Here is a 16788-nt window from a genome sequence, read left to right as displayed (position 1 = left end):
ATACAGCTTACTGAACCGCAACAGGCAGGATGCCTGTTCCACTCGAACTCAAAGACATTTTTAAAATTATGAATGAGGAGAATAGTTAAAAAAATATCATAATTATTGTAAATTTTTTCCTGTTACGTAACAGGTAAGGATATCTTGGAAAGGTGACGTTAACAACCAGGTCAGTATGTCTTCTGCCAAACCCAAGATTATAGTTCTCGACGACGATCCGACAGGTTCTCAAACCGTGCACAGTTGCTTGCTGCTGACACGTTGGGACGAAGACACCCTGCGTTTGGGGCTGCGGGACAAGTGCCCGATTTTCTTCATACTGACAAATACTCGATCGCTAACTCCCGAAAAAGCAGCCTCCGTCACCCGCGAAGTGTGCCAAAATTTAAAAAAGGCGATCGCCAGCGAAAAAATCGAAGACTTCCTAATAGTTAGTCGTTCCGATTCTACCCTGCGCGGTCACTATCCCATCGAAACCGACGCGATCGCCGAAGAACTCGGCCCCTTCGACGCCCATTTTCTAATTCCCGCCTTTTTTGAAGGAGGCAGAATTACCCGCCACAGCGTACACTACCTAATAGTTAACAGCGTCCCGACACCAGTACACGAAACCGAATTTGCCAAAGATTCAGTCTTCGGGTACAGTCACAGTTACCTGCCAGACTATGTAGAAGAAAAAACCAAAGGTCGCATCCCCGCTGATGCAGTCGATCGCATTTTACTCGGAGACATTCGCTACGGAAGTTTAGATCGACTGATGGACATGACAGACAACCAATGTGCAGTTGTTGACGGCCAAAGCCAAGGCGATTTAGACACATTTGCCAAACACATTCTCCATGCAGTCAGTCAAGGCAAAAAGTTTTTATTCCGCAGTGCAGCAAGTATTTTAACATCCTTAGCTGACCTCGGCCCGCAGCCAGTAGCAGCCGACGAAATGGCAAAATACGTGAGGGATGGCAAACCCGGTGCAGTCATAGTTGGTTCCCACGTTAAGAAAACTACTGAACAATTGGAGCGCTTGTTAAAAGAACCCAATATAGTTAGCATTGAAATAGATGTATCTCACTTGTTAGAAGATTCACCAGAGTATCGCACCCAACTGCTCGATGAAATTCTCGAAAAAGCCCGCACTTCTCATGCCGATGGCAAAACGCCTGTAATTTATACCAGCCGCAAGGAACTCGAATTTGAAAATACCGAAGTCCGGTTAAAATTTGGAGAGGCGGTTTCTGCTTTATTGATGGATATCGTGCGGGGACTGCCTGCCGATATCGGGTTTTTGATTAGCAAGGGCGGCATTACTTCTAATGATGTTTTGAGTACAGGTTTGTCGCTGAAAAGTGTCAGGCAAATCGGTCAAATTATCGCAGGTTGTTCGGTGGTGAAAACCGAGGCTAATCATCCTCTGTTTCCCAATTTACCAGTTGTTTTGTTTCCGGGAAATGTGGGGGATAGCCATGCTTTGGCTACGGTTTACAAGCGGCTGAGCAAGTAGTAGAGCTCGTTGAATCGCTGATTAACGCAGATGAATGTAGCTTCAAGTTAGGGAGTAGAATGTTCATCTGCGTTTCGTCGCTGGGTTTCAATGCTCGATCGAACTTTATGGCAACTGCCACTGCACGACCACTTCAAAAAAAATCTCTCGCCTACTTTTTTGCCAAATCGACCCTAGTATGATATAGTAGAGAGTCTGTGCGTAATTACAGCCGATCGCCAAAGTGGAAAATCGCCTCATCGTTAGGCACTATCAAAAAAATTAGATTTCTCAAAAATACTTACCTCAGAACTCTACATATAGGGCCAACAGCACCAGAGCTACTGCTATCAGTAGCGTTTCCAGCTTGTAACCGCCTAAATTTTCAAATTAAGTAGAAATTTCCACATAGTAATTTTCAGCTCAAAGGATTAGCATATAAGGGTGACAGAACATTATCATCCCCTAAACTCATTAAAAGATGGCCATTGGTTCAAGCTGATCTGTGGGGCGAGCTTTCAACACCTGCCTGCTGTACGGAATCTCACCTTGGCTTACACCTTAGCAGGCGCTGACTGTATCGATGTCGCGGCAGATCCCGCCGCCGTCGCCGCAGCGAAAGAAGCCCTACAAGTGGCCAGCGAATTACAGGCAAGAACTCAAAACCGCAGGTTTGGCGGCAAAGGGTTGCCGTTGCTGATGGTGAGTTTAAACGATGGGGAAGACCCGCATTTTCGCAAAGCCGAATTCAACCCAGCCGATTGTCCGGCGGACTGCTGGCGGCCGTGCGAAAAAATATGTCCAGCCGAAGCAATAGTTTTTCAGAGTGCTGGCAGTGGTTTTTCCGGGGTGATAGACCAGCAATGCTATGGCTGCGGTCGCTGTCTGCCGATTTGTCCGAGCCAACTGATTTATACTCGTTCTTACGTGTCTGCTTCCGCCGCGATCGCACCTTTAATCTTGCAATCCGGTGCGGACGCCCTAGAAATCCACACGCAAGTAGGCAGAGAGGCAGATTTTGCGCGACTTTGGTCGAGCATAGCTCCCTGGGTCGCTCAACTCAAGGTAATAGCAATTAGTTGCCCCGATGGAGACGGTTTGATTGATTATTTGCGGACACTCTATCAAATAATTTCCCCCCTTCCTTGTCCCCTAATTTGGCAAACGGACGGTAGGCCAATGAGCGGAGATATCGGAACAGGAACTACTAGAGCAGCAGTCAAACTCGGTCAAAAAGTTTTGGCTGCCCAGTTGCCGGGATACGTGCAACTTGCAGGCGGCACTAATGCTCACACTGTCAGCAAGCTGAGAGCCGAGGGACTGATGAAGGATGCCGGGAAAAATTTGTCAGTTCCCCCTGTCCCATACATTGCAGGTGTAGCTTACGGCAGCTATGCCAGGGTTTTGCTATCGCCAATTTTAGAACAGTTAGAAACAATGCAGACTGATCGAGCTTATGCCGTTCCGGTGGCAGTCGCGCAGCCAGGAGCCGGAGTTCAAACATCTCGGCTACCTCAGCTCGAAGCCGTCCCAGAACTTCTCTCAGAGGCCGTGAGTTTAGCTAGTTCTCTAGTTTCCCCGCTCAAAGAATTTTAGTCAGTAGTCATTAGTCAGTAGCCATTAGTCATTAGTTAGTGGTTAGTAGTTAGTAGTTAATTTCAACAACAACTGGCAACTGACACATAACAACTGGCAACTGGCAACTGACAACTGTTAACTGACAACTGACTAAAAAGTTGAAAACGTCACCGAACACATCGAGGCGAATGCAGATTACAGACGACCTCAACAAATTATTAGACATCGTGCCAGATGAGATCCGGCAGCCCTTAGAGCAGCACCCGCAGCGCAACAATCTCATTGAGATTGTCATGGATTTGGGCCGCCAACCAGAAGCTCGTTTTCCATCCTTGGCCGAACCTCTTTCCCAAACTCCGATTACCAAAGCACACCTCAACTATTGCATCGAGCGAGTCGGCCACTTCGGCGGCGACAATCGAGCCGGTATCGAGCAAACCCTGCACCGAATTAGCGCCCTTCGCAACCGCAGCGGCGAGATTATCGGCTTGACTTTGAGGGTGGGCCGCGCTGTGTTCGGGACGATCGGCATTATCCGCGATTTGGTGGAAACCGGTCAGTCAATTTTGATGCTCGGCCGCCCCGGAGTCGGCAAAACCACGGCCCTGCGGGAAATTGCCCGCGTGCTCGCCGATGACTTGGAAAAACGGGTGGTAATCATCGACACCTCCAACGAAATTGCCGGAGATGGAGATATCCCGCACCCGGCGATCGGCAGAGCTCGCAGAATGCAAGTTTCCCGCCCCGAACTCCAGCACCAAGTCATGATCGAAGCAGTGGAAAACCATATGCCGCAAGTGATCGTGATTGACGAAATCGGCACGGAGCTCGAAGCTTTGGCGGCTCGGACGATCGCCGAAAGGGGCGTGCAGTTGGTAGGTACCGCCCACGGGAACCGGATCGAAAACTTGATGAAAAACCCGACTCTGGCAGATTTAATTGGGGGCATCCAAGCGGTGACGCTGGGAGATGACGAAGCAAGACGGCGCGGTTCTCAAAAGACGGTTTTGGAGCGCAAAGCACCGCCAACTTTTGAAATTGCCATCGAAATGCTGGAACGCCAGCGCTGGGTAATCCACGAGCGAGTTGCAGATTCGATCGACACTCTGCTGCGGGGACGCGAACCGAGCCAGCAAATCAGAAGCGTCAGCGAGACAGGAGAAGTAATTATCGAGCGCGAGTCAGCCGCTCCCCCCGCGCGGTTTCCGGGGATGGCCGCTTCCAGCAGCACGGCTGCGGTATCAGCAATCCGGCCCGTCACACCGCTCTCTGGCTGGCGGAGTGCTGGCAAAATGGTGCCGATGCCCGCTCCAGGCGAGAACTTGGCTCCTAAAAGCGCGCCGGTTTCTGAGACTCGGTATTTCGAGCAACTGCTCGAAGAATCCCTGTCCGTCGAGCCGGTACCTAAGCCCGGACGTTTTTCCCAGAATGTCGGCCCTAACGGCGAAGATTTGCCCCTCCACGTTTATCCTTACGGCATACCTCGTCACCAGCTCGAACAGGTGATTTCGACGCTGAACCTGCCGGTGCTGCTGACGAAGGATATTGAGAGTGCTGACGTGGTTTTGGCTTTGCGATCGAACGTTCGGAACCAGTCGAAATTGAGGCACTTGGCCAAAACTCGCCAAGTTCCCCTGCACACAATTAAGGCCGCCACTATTCCCCACGTAGCGAGAGCTTTGCGGCGCCTGTTGGACATGGATGACCCAGGTACCCCGGAAGTGGCAGACCTCGCCTTATTCGCCCGCAGCGGTTCTTCTGACGAGCTCGAAGCTCTCGAAGAAACGCGCTTAGCAGTCGAGCAAATTGTCATTCCCAAGGGACAGCCGGTGGAACTCCTGCCCCGTTCTCCCAACGTCCGCAAAATGCAGCACGAACTTGTGGAACACTATCACCTGAAATCCCACAGTTTTGGGGAAGAACCTAATCGCCGCCTGCGGATATATCCAGCTTAAAGTGGGAGATTAGTGCCTTTGAAGGCAGAAGGTGGAAGGCAGAAGGGATAATTTTTTCCTGGGTTCTGTCTTTGACCTTTTGCCTTTTTCCTTTAAGTAGCTGGCAAGTTTCTGATATGATATGGTGTGACACTGTTCTTGTTCAGGCGATCGGCTAAATTCCAGATTTCTAATTCCAAATTCCCCAATTTCCAATTACCAATACTTCTACTACACGAGCTTACAAGTTACCCAATTCCCAATAGTTCAGCTACGCACTTCCCTTCGGCTCCCTGCGGCTTTGCGAACCGACGAGCCGCAGGCTGGCAGCTATGCTCAGCCCAAACTCAGCAGCAGCTCAGTAAAAGTTGCCACTACCCAAATTATTAAATTAATCTACCTCAGTGGACATGAATGATTCCATAATTCAGCTATTTATCAACTTAATTACTACTGAGATGGGTGTGCGAATTAGGTCTCAAGATCGAGCTGGTTTGTCTCATAAAATCATGAGTAGGATGAGAGAAAAAAAAATTGCAGACCCAGAAAAGTATTATAAACTTTTAACCGCCAAAACTTTTGAAAGTAAAAATGAATGGGCGAAATTAGTATTGCTATTAACAACAACTGAAAGTTATTTTATGCGAGATAAAGGACAGTTCGCTCTGTTGAAAAGAGTAATTTTTCCTGAATTGATAGAGCAGAAAAGAAACTTGCACAAGACCTTGGGAATGCAGCCGACACTGCGAATATGGAGTGCGGGCTGCTCCACCGGTGAAGAACCTTATTCTTTAGCTATTGTTTTAAAAGAATTGATTCCCGATTGGGAGCAATGGAAAATATTAATTCTAGGTACAGATATCAATGAAAAAGTAATCAAAAAAGCGCCCCAGGGAGTTTACAGTCATTGGTCGTTTCGCTTGGTTGACCCGCAGATACAAAAGCAGTATTTTCATCAGAGGCAAAATGATTGGGAAATTAATCTAGAATTGCGCGAAAGTGTCAACTTTAGTTGTGTAAATTTAATCACAGATGACTTTCCTAATATTTACCAAAATCTTTATAACATAGACTTAATTTTATGTAGAAACGTTTTTGTGTATTTTGAACATAAGTATATTTCACTGGTACTGAAAAAATTTTCCAAGACCCTGAGACCTGGAGGATATTTAATGACCGGTCACGCTGAAGTTTACGGTCAAATTATGAACGAGTTTGAAGCCAAGATTTTCCCGGAGTCGGTGGTGTATCAGCGTCGGAATGCAGTACCGGAGGAAGGCTGTCAAATAGAGTCTATGGTTGCGACTGTAGGAGAAGCCAACTCGGCATTTCGGGAATTCCCGAAAGCAGATATTATGGGCGATGATAGTGGTGAGTTGCTAACAGGGGAAACTATGCCACCTCGTTTTACTACTAACAGCAATTTTCCAGAGATAGAGATGCCTCCGGTATTAAAAATAAGTAATCCGCTGGGAAATATGCTGCCCTATCGCTATCTGGAGGACGGCTTGCCGAACAATGCCGTGTCAGTTACAGAAAAAATAATAGCAGAAAATACTCAAAATCAAACGCATCAAATGCTAATCTTAGAGGCTAAAAAGTTATTTAAAAATCAAGATTATGCTGAGGCAATCAACAAGGCACAAGAGGCAATAGAGTTGCAGGGCCCTAATTTTGATGCTTATTTTTTAATTGCTCAAGTTCAGGCAAATTCCGGCAATTATTCTCAGGCTATAGAATACTGTAATCGAGCTAGGAAAGTAGATCCTGGGTCAGTATATACTGATTATTTACAAGCTCAAATTGCTGAAGAACAGGGGCAGTTGGAAACAGCAAAAAATTTATTAAAAAGGACTATTTATATGTGTCCATCTTTTGTTTCAGCTTATATAGAACTAGGGAATATATACCATAAAGAAGGTCAAATAAAAAGAGCTATTAAAATGTACAATTCCTCTTGTGAAATCCTGAAAGCACTACCGCCAAACACTCCCATAGATTCCCAGGGAAAAATGACAGCTAGTCAAGTGCTGATGAATGTTAAAAAAAAATTGTTAAAATTATACAGTAAAGAAACTGTACACTAAAATATGGAAACTAAACCGTATCTTATCTTTGAACAGAACGGTTTTCTCTGCGGTATAGAAGCCTGCTACGTTCGGGAAATTTTCTTTCTGCCGGAGTTGACAGCAATTGCAGAAGCACCTCAAGATATTGTTGGGGCGATCGACCTTCGGGGCGAAATTCTGCCCGTGATGGATCTGAATCTCCGTTTTGGATACGTTTGGCAAGGGTATGCTGTGACAGATAGTACGATCGTCATAGAGTGGCAAGAATCGAAAATCGGTATAATTGTCAATCAAGTTCGCGAAGTTAAGGAACTCTCAGAAGAGGCCATCACTCCGCAGCTATCTTATGGGCGAGAGAATTTAGAAGCCTCTCATTATTTTGTAGCTGGACTAGCCCGCAGCGAAGCCGATATTATCATGCTGCTCAATCTCGATCAATTAATTCGATATTCTCCCGAAAAGTCAGAGGAAAGCTGGCCTGTTTCTCCAAGCCATGCAGGTAGTGAAGCAGCAGGTGAGGCAGAGACGGAAAATTTACACGGGCTAATAAGTGCAAAATTGTTAGGAAAAAATCCTCAAATTTTGAGCAACCGTCACGTTTTTTGCCCGCAGGCTACCCCCGAAGAAAAAGCAATTTTTCAATCGCGCGCTAATCATTTGAGGCGGCGAAACGAGGGAGAAAATGATGCAGCCACTAATATGTACCTGGCGGTGTTTGTTTTGAATGGCGAATACTTTGGTATTCATTTAGATTTAGTTCGGGAATTTACTGATATCAACCAAGTAACTCCGGTTCCTTGCACTCCCGATCGCATAGTGGGCAATATAAATTTACGGGGAGAAATTGTGACTTTAATTGATATTCGCAGTGTTTTAAATATGTCTTTAAATATGTCGGAGACTGCAAATTATCTCTCTAAGGCGATCGTTGTTGAAGTGACAGATTTGGTCGCTGGTATAGTTGTTGACGAAATATTAGATATTATATACTTAAATGTGTCGGAAATTGCGGCTGTTCCGGCAGCCCTGCATTCTGCCAACCGCGAATATCTACGGGGGACAGCTATTTACGGGGAAAAAATGATGGCTATTCTGAACTTGCAAAAACTGCTGACAAAAGGAGGAGTAGTTGTTGATGAAGAGGTTTGAATCCAGAACAGGACTTACGCAAAGCATCTCTATCATGAGTTCAGTGAAGCACCTGGCTTGATACTTCATTTCCTTCGCAATCCCGATCCAACGCAGAGATCAGAACTGGTAACAAGCGGGACTTAGCATGAGAGAATTATCTTGAAATGCGTCCACCACTAAAGAAGTTAGTTATACCACAATACGGTTGAGTTAAGCTCGATCTCCCGGCGCCAAGGGCGGGCACGGGGAGTAGGGGTCGCACCGCCCCTACAAAGGGGGAGTAGGGGGTGGACAAGAACTTACTCAAAGTCCTCGCAACGATGCGGGGGATGCTGCAAGGAATCTCTGAGGAATAAATAGTTTTAACCAAAGCGTATTCAGTTATACCAAATCTGCTTTTCAAGCCAGATTTGACGAAGCAATCTAATTCGTATATTCACGTGCTTAAATTAAGGAGAAAAATATGTTTGCTAAGTTAATAAAATTAAATATTAGAAATAGAATGTTGCTGGCTTATGTAGCCCCTGCCACTATATACTTGGGTTTTCCCCTGCTAGTTTATACAACTACTAATCAGGTGTTGAATAATTTTGCAGAAGTAGAAAGGATCGAAAATGTGCTCAGACATACAAATGATATGTCCGCAGGTGCTGAACAAATGGTAAGGGGGATGCGCGGGTATTTAATTAATAAAAATCCGCAGTTTTTAAATGATTTTAAGACTGGTGGAGAATTAGCTCGTGAGTCGGGAAATAGTGCGGAGTTGAAGATGGAAAATCCTGAACAGAGGATGCGTTTAGAGAAGATGCTAGAACTCTGCAACGAATATTATGACGGTTCTAGCGAAATAGTTGCTTTATTACAAAAAAATAATAGAACTGCTGCCTTGGCTCTCTTTAATACCGGAAAACAGACACAATTTGTGGATGAATTTGTGGAAATAAATAAGCAATTTCGCGACATAGAAGTAAAAGCGATTAAGCAAGCTACTGAAAAAACGAAGCAATCTTTAGTTTTTTTAATCTCGGCCTTGGTATTTGGTTCCGTGTTTTTATTGGTGTTAGGTGCGGTTATAGCTTGGCTGATTTCGTCAGGAATTGCTCAAACTATCGATCGCGCAATTAGCTCGATCGCCGCTTCTTCCACTGAGATTGCAGCCACCGTAGAAGAACAGGAACGCATGGCAAGTCAGCAAGCAGCTTCCGTAAATCAAACTACTACTACAATGGACGAATTGGGAGCATCTTCCAGGGCGACATCACAGCAGATAGAAACAGCCGTGGTTCAAGCAATGCAAGCTTTGAATTTAGCTGGAGGTGGCACAAAAGCTGTAGAACAAACTTTAGAAGCAATGGCAACTCTGAAAACTAAAGTTCAGGATATTCAAGGACAAATTATAGAGTTGAGCGAACAAACAGATCACATTGGTAATATCTCAACTGTAGTTAGCGATTTGGCGAATCAAACTAATATGTTAGCACTCAACGCTGCTGTTGAAGCAGTGCGGGCGGGAGAGCACGGCAAGGGGTTTGGCGTGGTGGCGTCAGAAATTCGCAAACTTGCCGATCGCAGTAAAAAGTCAGGAGCACAAATTAATCTATTAGTTGCTGATATTCAAAAGGCAATTAACTCAACAGTAATGGTGACAGATGAAGGAACTAAAACAGTGGAATCGGGCGTGAATATTGCCTCAGAAACCGCGGCTGCATTTGCAGGAGTTGCCAATGCCATTAACAATGTGGTTTTGAGCTCTCAGCAAATCTCGCTGAATGCCAAACAGCAATCGATCGCGATCGAACAGGTAGTGCAAGCTATGAACTCTCTCAATCAAGCCGCAGCCCAAACCGCTTGCGGTATCAGTCAAACTAAAGTCGGTACTCAAAAATTGAATGAAGCAGCCTTAGATTTGAAAGCAGTTTTGTAGGAGAGCAATGAATTATGAGTAGTTCCCCAAAAATGCCAAATATATCCTTAAGAATGAAAGCAATTGCTTGGGCGATCGATTTCCCTACCATTCCAGCGATATTAACCGGAGTAATAACTTGTTTATGGGCAAATGCAAATAAAAACCTAATATCAAATCAGCAGTGTAGTGAGTTGTGAGTTATTATTAGGGGGTTGTTATTTTTTCTTTACTACCACTTCCCAATTCCCAATACTTCGGCTACCCGATCCTACAGTTTTCCAATTCCCTATACTTAGACTATGCGATCGTACAAGTTACCAGTAACCGATTCCCAGTAACCAATGATTAACAAATTTTTCCAAAAAATGCAGCACCGACTGTTGCTACTTCTAATTTTAAGTACCTTAATTCCCGTATCTATTGTTGGTTGGTATGGAATTTATTCTTCAACAGAAGCACTGCAAAAGTTAGCATTGATAACCCTTAGTGACAGTGTTAATTCTACCGCCAATCAAATGATTAACAAGTTTGAAAATCTGAGAGCAGATATTTTGTTTCTCCGCAAAACTCCCCCTGTTCAGGGAATGATTAGAGCCAGGGCAGGAAATGGAGTAGACAAACAAACTAATTCAACTTATAAAGATTGGGTTTATCGAATGCAGCTCACATTCTTATCCATGATGGAAGCTAAGCCATATTATGTGCAATTGCGTTACATAGATAACAGCGGTAAGGAGATAGTCCGCGTAGATTATGACGGCACAAATCTCCAAGTTATTCCAGATTCTCAACTACAAAATAAAGCAGACACAGATTACTTTTCGGCAACTATGAAGCTAAAACAAGGAGAAGTCTATGTGTCTTCCTTAAATCTGAATCAGGAAATGGGGAAAATAGAAATTCCTTACAAGCCAACAATTCGCTACGCAACTCCAATTTTTGATCCTAAAGGAGAAAGACAAGGCTTTATCATTACTAATGCCCTGGGTAACACTCTGCTCGATATGGTTAAAAAGTTCAATCCTGAACTATCAGACAAATCTTTTATCTTAAACCAAGATGGGTATTATCTGGCTCATCCCAATCCTAAAAAAGCCTGGGGACTTGAACTCAAAACTAAGGAAAATGTCAAAAATGATTATTCAGGAGACCTTGTTGCTAAAATACTCTCAGGTGGTCAGGGAAATATTGAAAATCGGGAGCTAGTGATTAGCTATAATACAGTCTTCCCCAGCAAACAAAATACCAATAAGTTTTTAGTAATTGTGGATACTTCACCCAAAAAATTGTTATTTTATTCCATCGATTCTCTTCAAAAAATAGCAGCGACGATAGCTATTGTTTCCCTGGCTGTGGTGCTGGGATTTGGATGGTTTTTTCTGCAACAAATTGTTGCTCTCATTCGGGGGCTGATTTACCAAATTTCGTCATTTTCAATGCAAATAGAATCTAATATGAACAGGCAAGAACAAATAGCAGATAGGCAATTTGTTTCGGTTAACCAAACAACTATAACTCTCGAAAATTTAGGCCGCTCTTCTCAGCAAACAGCCGAGCAAGCTGAGTCTGTTGCCGTTGCTGCTCGCCAAGCTTTAAATCTAGCAGAAGAAGGTACTACAAAGGTAGATCAAACTCTCAATCAAATGCTGAATCTTAGAGAAGCTGTGGTGGCAATTTCTAAGCAAAATCATCGACTAGACGACAGCACGAGTCAGATTGGCAATATATCGACTCTCGCAAGTTTGGTTAGCGATTTAGCCAGCCAAACTAATATGCTGGCTCTCAACGCTGCTGTTGAAGCAGTCAGAGCCGGCGAGTACGGTAAAGGTTTTGCGGTGGTAGCAAGCGAAATTCGTAAGTTAGCAGATGAAAGCCAACAAGCAGCACAAAAAATTAATGGTATTATTCCAGAAATTAAGGGTGCGATCGACTCCACGGTGAAAGCAACTGAAGATAGTCGCAAAACGGTTGCAGAAGGGGTAAAAACAGCACAAGATACGGCAGAAGCTTTTATGGGTGTGAGGGAAGCTTGCAATCTGGTGTTTGCTAGCAATCAGCAAATTTCATTTAATGTGAAACAGCAGGCGATCGCAATTCAGCAAGTAGGTGATGCGATGAGTTCTATGAAGGAATCAGCGTCTCAAACAGTAAGCGGCATTACTCAAGTTAAAATCGGTACTCAACAACTGACAGAAGCTGCATTTAATCTTAAAGAAGTAGTGTAGTCATTAGTCATTAGTCATTAGTCATTAGTCATTAGTCATTAGTCATTAGCAATCGACTGAGTATTCAACATAATTATCATTACCCATTACCCATGAGCAATGCTCAATTACTTATTACTAAAAAACATATATGATGATTGAAGATCAAGAACTTCGAGATGTATTTAAAGTTGCTAGTCAAGAACACTTACAAAAACTAGACGACGGATTGCTGTACTTAGAACAACATCCAAGCGACTTAGCTAAGTTAGAACAATTGTTGCGCGAAACCCATTCTCTTAAAGGTGATGCTGGGATGCTAGGCGTAAAAAATGTAGCATCTTTAGCTCATCAAATGGAGCATATTTTGGGTTCTGTCAAGCGGGGAGAAACTCAACTCAATTCCGATATTAGCGATCGACTTTCGCAAGGTTTAGACGCCATCCGCCAACTCGTTAACGAAGCAGTTACCGGCGAAGATTCCGGCATTAATACTTTTTACATCCTCGCTAGCATGATGGGTGCTTCTAGTCAGTTACAGCCACAGGCGGCCGCCTCAATAGTAGATTCCTCATCTTCACAAGTACCAGAACAACCGTTGGTAGAACCGCAATTTACTGAGCCTCCTACCCAACAACCAGAAACCAACGTTGAAAATTCAGAAGTCGTTAACTTAGAGAAGAATTCCTCTTTTTTACCCCTACAATCCCAGCCAGAATTTCCACTGCAAGCTCAAAACTTGCCTGCACCTTCTGATTCCGCCCCTGCGTCGGCGTCGCAGTCGGCAGTTACTGCATCCTCTACCTCATCTTACCGCATTGAAACCATTCGCGTTGCGACTCAAAATTTAGACGATTTAATGACTCAAGCAGGGGAACTTACTGTCACAAAAACTCGACTAGGACACCGAGTTGCAGAGATCGAAAAAATTACAACTTTGTGGGAAGAGTGGAGCCGAGAATATTTTGTAACTAGCTTGACTGTCGATCGGATGCAAATAGATGAAAACGGTATTAAAACCAACGGCAAATTTAGCCAATTGCAGGATTACTATCAACGTACAGAAGAACGTTTAGAACGTCTTGGAACTTTAGTAAACTGCTTGAGAAATCGAGTTTATGAAGATACTGCCAGACTCGAATTAATCGCTGAGGCATTAGAATCAGGAATTCGCACTCTGAGACTGTTGCCTTTGTCTACTATTTTTAATTTATTTCCTCGAACTGTTCGAGATTTAGCAAAACGGGAAGGTAAAGAAGTTGCCTTAGTGATTGAAGGAGGGGAAACTACAGCCGATAAACGCATTTTAGAGGAAATGAAAGACCCTTTAATGCACATGATTAGAAATGCGATCGACCACGGCATTGAAACTGTTGAGGAGCGGAAAAAACTAGGTAAACCTCCCGTGGCTACTCTCCGAATTAAAGGCTATAATATGGCTAGCAATATTATTATTGAAGTTGCTGATGATGGTCGGGGACTAAATTTAGAGAGCATTAAACAAACGGCGCTAAAACGTAATATTTGTACGCTTGAACAACTGGCAGAAATGACCGAAAATCAAGTACAATCTTTAATTTTTACTCCGGGTTTTTCGACCAAAAAATTTGTTACCGAAGTATCGGGGCGCGGGGTCGGATTGGATGTAGTTCGCACTAATGTTGAAGCCCTAAAAGGTAGTATTCAAGTAGAGTCTTTACCAGGAAAAGGATGCACTTTGAGGCTGCAAATCAGCACGTCTTTAGCTACAGCAAATGTATTAATTGTCATAGTTGAAGACATTCCTTATGCTCTGCCAGTCGAGTTTGTAGACACGGCACAACAGGTGTCTCAGTCTGAGATATTTGCTATAGAAGGTAAGGAAACTATACTTTCAAAGGGTCAGCCTTTGTCAGTTGCTCATCTGACAGATTTACTAGAATTAAATAATAAAAAACTGTGGCAAAAAAATCGGTATTTGAGACAGGAAACCGGGAGAGAAAATCTGAAGGAGAATAAAAACTACTTCCGAAATTCAAGTTCTTCAAAAATGCCTTGTATTGTTTTAAAAGTTGGGGAGGAAAGATTGGGATTATTTGTAGATGCTTTGATAGACGAACAGGATGTGGTGATGAAACCTCAAAGTCAATTGCTCAAACGGGTGCGAAATGTTTCTGGTGCCACAATTCTCGGTACTGGGGAAGTTTGTATGGTACTCAATCCCCACGATTTGATAAAATCTGTACGCCAGCAAGTTTCGTCTCGTGGGGTTGGGAGTGCGCGATCGCAACTTGAGACTGCCAGCAGAAAACAAGTTATACTATTAGCAGAAGATTCGATCGCCACGCGCACTCAAGAAAAGCGCATACTGGAAGCTGCAGGTTACGAAGTTGTGACTGCGGTAGACGGATTGGATGCTTTCCATAAATTGAAAACTCGCGATTTTGATGCTGTGATTTCTGACATACAAATGCCAAATTTAGACGGTTTGGCCCTGACTATTAAGATTCGCGAGCAAAAAGAATACAGTGAGTTGCCGATAATTTTAGTGACATCTTTGGCATCGGATGAAGATAAAAAAAGAGGTGCTGATGCGGGGGCCAATGCTTATATTCCTAAAGGTACTTTCAATCAAGATGTGTTGGTAGAGACACTAAAAAGGTTAGTTTAGTCATTAGCTATTTGTTGTTAGCTATTTGTTATTAGCTATTTGTTATTTACTACCAATTAGCAAAGCCCAATGCCCTGTGTCTAGTGAAAAATTCCCCGTGCATGGATGCCGAATTTATCATTTCCCATTCCCCATTCCCCATTTCCGAGCAAACTGATGTTGTTGCCCATTAAACTATTGTTAGTTGAAGATTCTCCAGTAGTTACCATCGTTCTCAAACGAATTTTTGAGTCCTCGCCAGACATCCAAGTTGTAGGAACTGCTTGCAACGGATTAGAAGGACTAGAATTAATTCCCAAACTTCAGCCCCAAGTAATCTGTACGGATTTGAACATGGCACCAATGAACGGGTTAGAATTTACCGAAGAAGTAATGAAGAAATATCCGCTACCAATTTTAGTAATTAGTGCTTCAGTGCAAGCGAATGATACTCAGAATGTATTTCAAGTGTTAAAGGCTGGTGCATTGGATGTTTTTCCGAAACCGATGGGCGGGTTGGTATCTGATTACGATCGCCTAGCTAATCAATTAATAGCTAAGGTGAAAATTCTCTCAGGAGTTAAAGTATTTACACGGCATCCAAAAAAGATACCTACTGAAGATCAAAATCAAATTGTAAAACTCAACCAAGCACCAGTTCCTAATTACAAATTTTCTAACGAAAATGTTAAATCTCCAACTATTAAAATATTGGCGATAGGGGCTTCTACAGGCGGACCACAAGCACTGTACGCGATTATTTCTAAACTTCCAGCTAGTTTTCCCGTGCCTATAATTTGTGTCCAACACATCAGTGAAGGTTTTTTGCAAGGATTAGTTGATTGGCTGGGTTATGAATCGAAACTGCCTGTTAAGATAGCTGCTTTTGGGGAATTGCCACAAGCAGGGACTGTGTATTTTCCTCCAGAAAAACGTCATTTAGAATTGGATTCTCAAGGGCGATTTATTTATTCAGAAGCTGCTCATGCTGCGGGACACTGCCCTTCTGTAACGGTGACATTTAAGTCGGTAGCTAATTTTTATAGTCGGGCAGCAGCGGGGGTTTTGCTGACAGGAATGGGTAGAGATGGTGCTGACGGAATGTTGGAGATCGCTAGACAAGGGGGGTTGACAATCGCCCAAGACGAGGCTAGCTGCATTGTCTTCGGAATGCCCAAGGAGGCGATCGCCCTCGGTGCCGCCAAATATGTTCTACCTGTCAGTGCGATCGCTCCCTTACTCCTGGCAAAATTAAACATTTAGGACTTACCTCGCAAATAGTGCAGAATGCCCCGCCCCTCGACTTGTTAAAGAAGTCGAGGATCAGAGAGCGCGATCGCAACTTTTTACTTCATTAATTACTCAAAACTGATTTTTTGTCCTAAGTCCGATTATTTGATTTTGATAAACTTACCAATTACCTCGCGCAACTTATCAGCATCAAACGGCTTAGTTAAATACTCTGTTGCTCCCGCCAAACGCCCCTGTACCTTATCAAAGGCTCCATCTCGCGCTGTCAGCATTACGATCGGCAAATTCTGAAACTGAGGTAAGCTCCGCACCGTGCGGCAGAGTTCCAATCCGTCAATACCGGGCATCGAAACATCCAGCAACAAAACCGAAATTTGTTCGTGATAAATCGTTGACAAAGCATCCACTGCATTGTCGGTTACGAGAACTCGGAACTCTTTGCTTAAGGCCTGTTTAACAAGTCCTTGCATCACGACGCTATCATCAACTGCCAAAATAGTTGGTACTTGACTGCTACTTGCAGACATATTCTTCTCCCTGTTTATTTATAGTTCTTGAAAATACAAAACATACTTCGTTCAGTTATTTTTTGAGAGTTGCCTCTAGCCA

10 protein-coding genes are annotated in these 16788 nt (G+C 43.8%); 9 read left to right on the top strand and 1 reads right to left on the bottom strand.

What is annotated here, in order from left to right; all coding sequences use genetic code 11:
- Positions 1-175: 175 nt before the first annotated feature.
- From QT984_RS07395 to cheB, 9 genes are all read left to right on the top strand, one after another.
- Positions 176-1498, top strand: coding sequence for a four-carbon acid sugar kinase family protein (locus tag QT984_RS07395; protein ID WP_333056414.1), 1323 nt, complete (start codon positions 176-178; stop codon positions 1496-1498).
- A 423-nt stretch (positions 1499-1921) separates the two neighbouring features.
- Positions 1922-3073, top strand: coding sequence for a circadian clock protein LdpA (gene ldpA, locus QT984_RS07390; protein ID WP_333056413.1), 1152 nt, complete (start codon positions 1922-1924; stop codon positions 3071-3073).
- 170 nt (positions 3074-3243) lie between these two features.
- Positions 3244-5010, top strand: coding sequence for a R3H domain-containing nucleic acid-binding protein (locus QT984_RS07385; protein ID WP_333056412.1), 1767 nt, complete (start codon positions 3244-3246; stop codon positions 5008-5010).
- A 389-nt stretch (positions 5011-5399) separates the two neighbouring features.
- Positions 5400-7076, top strand: a complete 1677-nt coding sequence (locus QT984_RS07380) for a CheR family methyltransferase (RefSeq protein ID WP_333207808.1) — start codon at positions 5400-5402, stop codon at positions 7074-7076.
- A gap of 3 nt (positions 7077-7079) precedes the next feature.
- A complete protein-coding gene (locus QT984_RS07375) occupies positions 7080-8207 on the top strand; it encodes a chemotaxis protein CheW (protein WP_333207809.1) in 1128 nt (375 codons plus the stop codon).
- Between the two features lie 445 nt (positions 8208-8652).
- Positions 8653-10113 carry a methyl-accepting chemotaxis protein gene (locus QT984_RS07370; protein WP_333207810.1) on the top strand — a complete coding sequence of 487 codons (1461 nt, stop codon included), beginning with the start codon at positions 8653-8655 and terminating at the stop codon, positions 10111-10113.
- Between the two features lie 323 nt (positions 10114-10436).
- Positions 10437-12320 (top strand): methyl-accepting chemotaxis protein, encoded by a 1884-nt coding sequence (locus QT984_RS07365; protein WP_333056408.1) that lies wholly within the window; start codon positions 10437-10439, stop codon positions 12318-12320.
- A 130-nt stretch (positions 12321-12450) separates the two neighbouring features.
- Complete coding sequence (locus QT984_RS07360; protein WP_445243043.1) at positions 12451-14949, top strand: hybrid sensor histidine kinase/response regulator; 2499 nt, start codon at positions 12451-12453, stop codon at positions 14947-14949.
- 156 nt (positions 14950-15105) lie between these two features.
- On the top strand, positions 15106-16191 hold the full coding sequence (gene cheB, locus QT984_RS07355) for a chemotaxis-specific protein-glutamate methyltransferase CheB (protein WP_333056423.1): 1086 nt from the start codon (positions 15106-15108) through the stop codon (positions 16189-16191).
- A 128-nt stretch (positions 16192-16319) separates the two neighbouring features.
- On the opposite strand, the gene QT984_RS07350 is transcribed toward cheB, so the two are convergent.
- Complete coding sequence (locus QT984_RS07350; protein ID WP_015175702.1) at positions 16320-16706, bottom strand: response regulator; 387 nt, start codon at positions 16704-16706, stop codon at positions 16320-16322.
- Between the last annotated feature and the right edge of the window lie 82 nt (positions 16707-16788).

The organism is Microcoleus sp. Z1_B2, assembly GCF_036700325.1.
Lineage (GTDB): Bacteria > Cyanobacteriota > Cyanobacteriia > Cyanobacteriales > Microcoleaceae > Microcoleus.
This window is presented reverse-complemented; position numbering and strand designations above follow the sequence as displayed.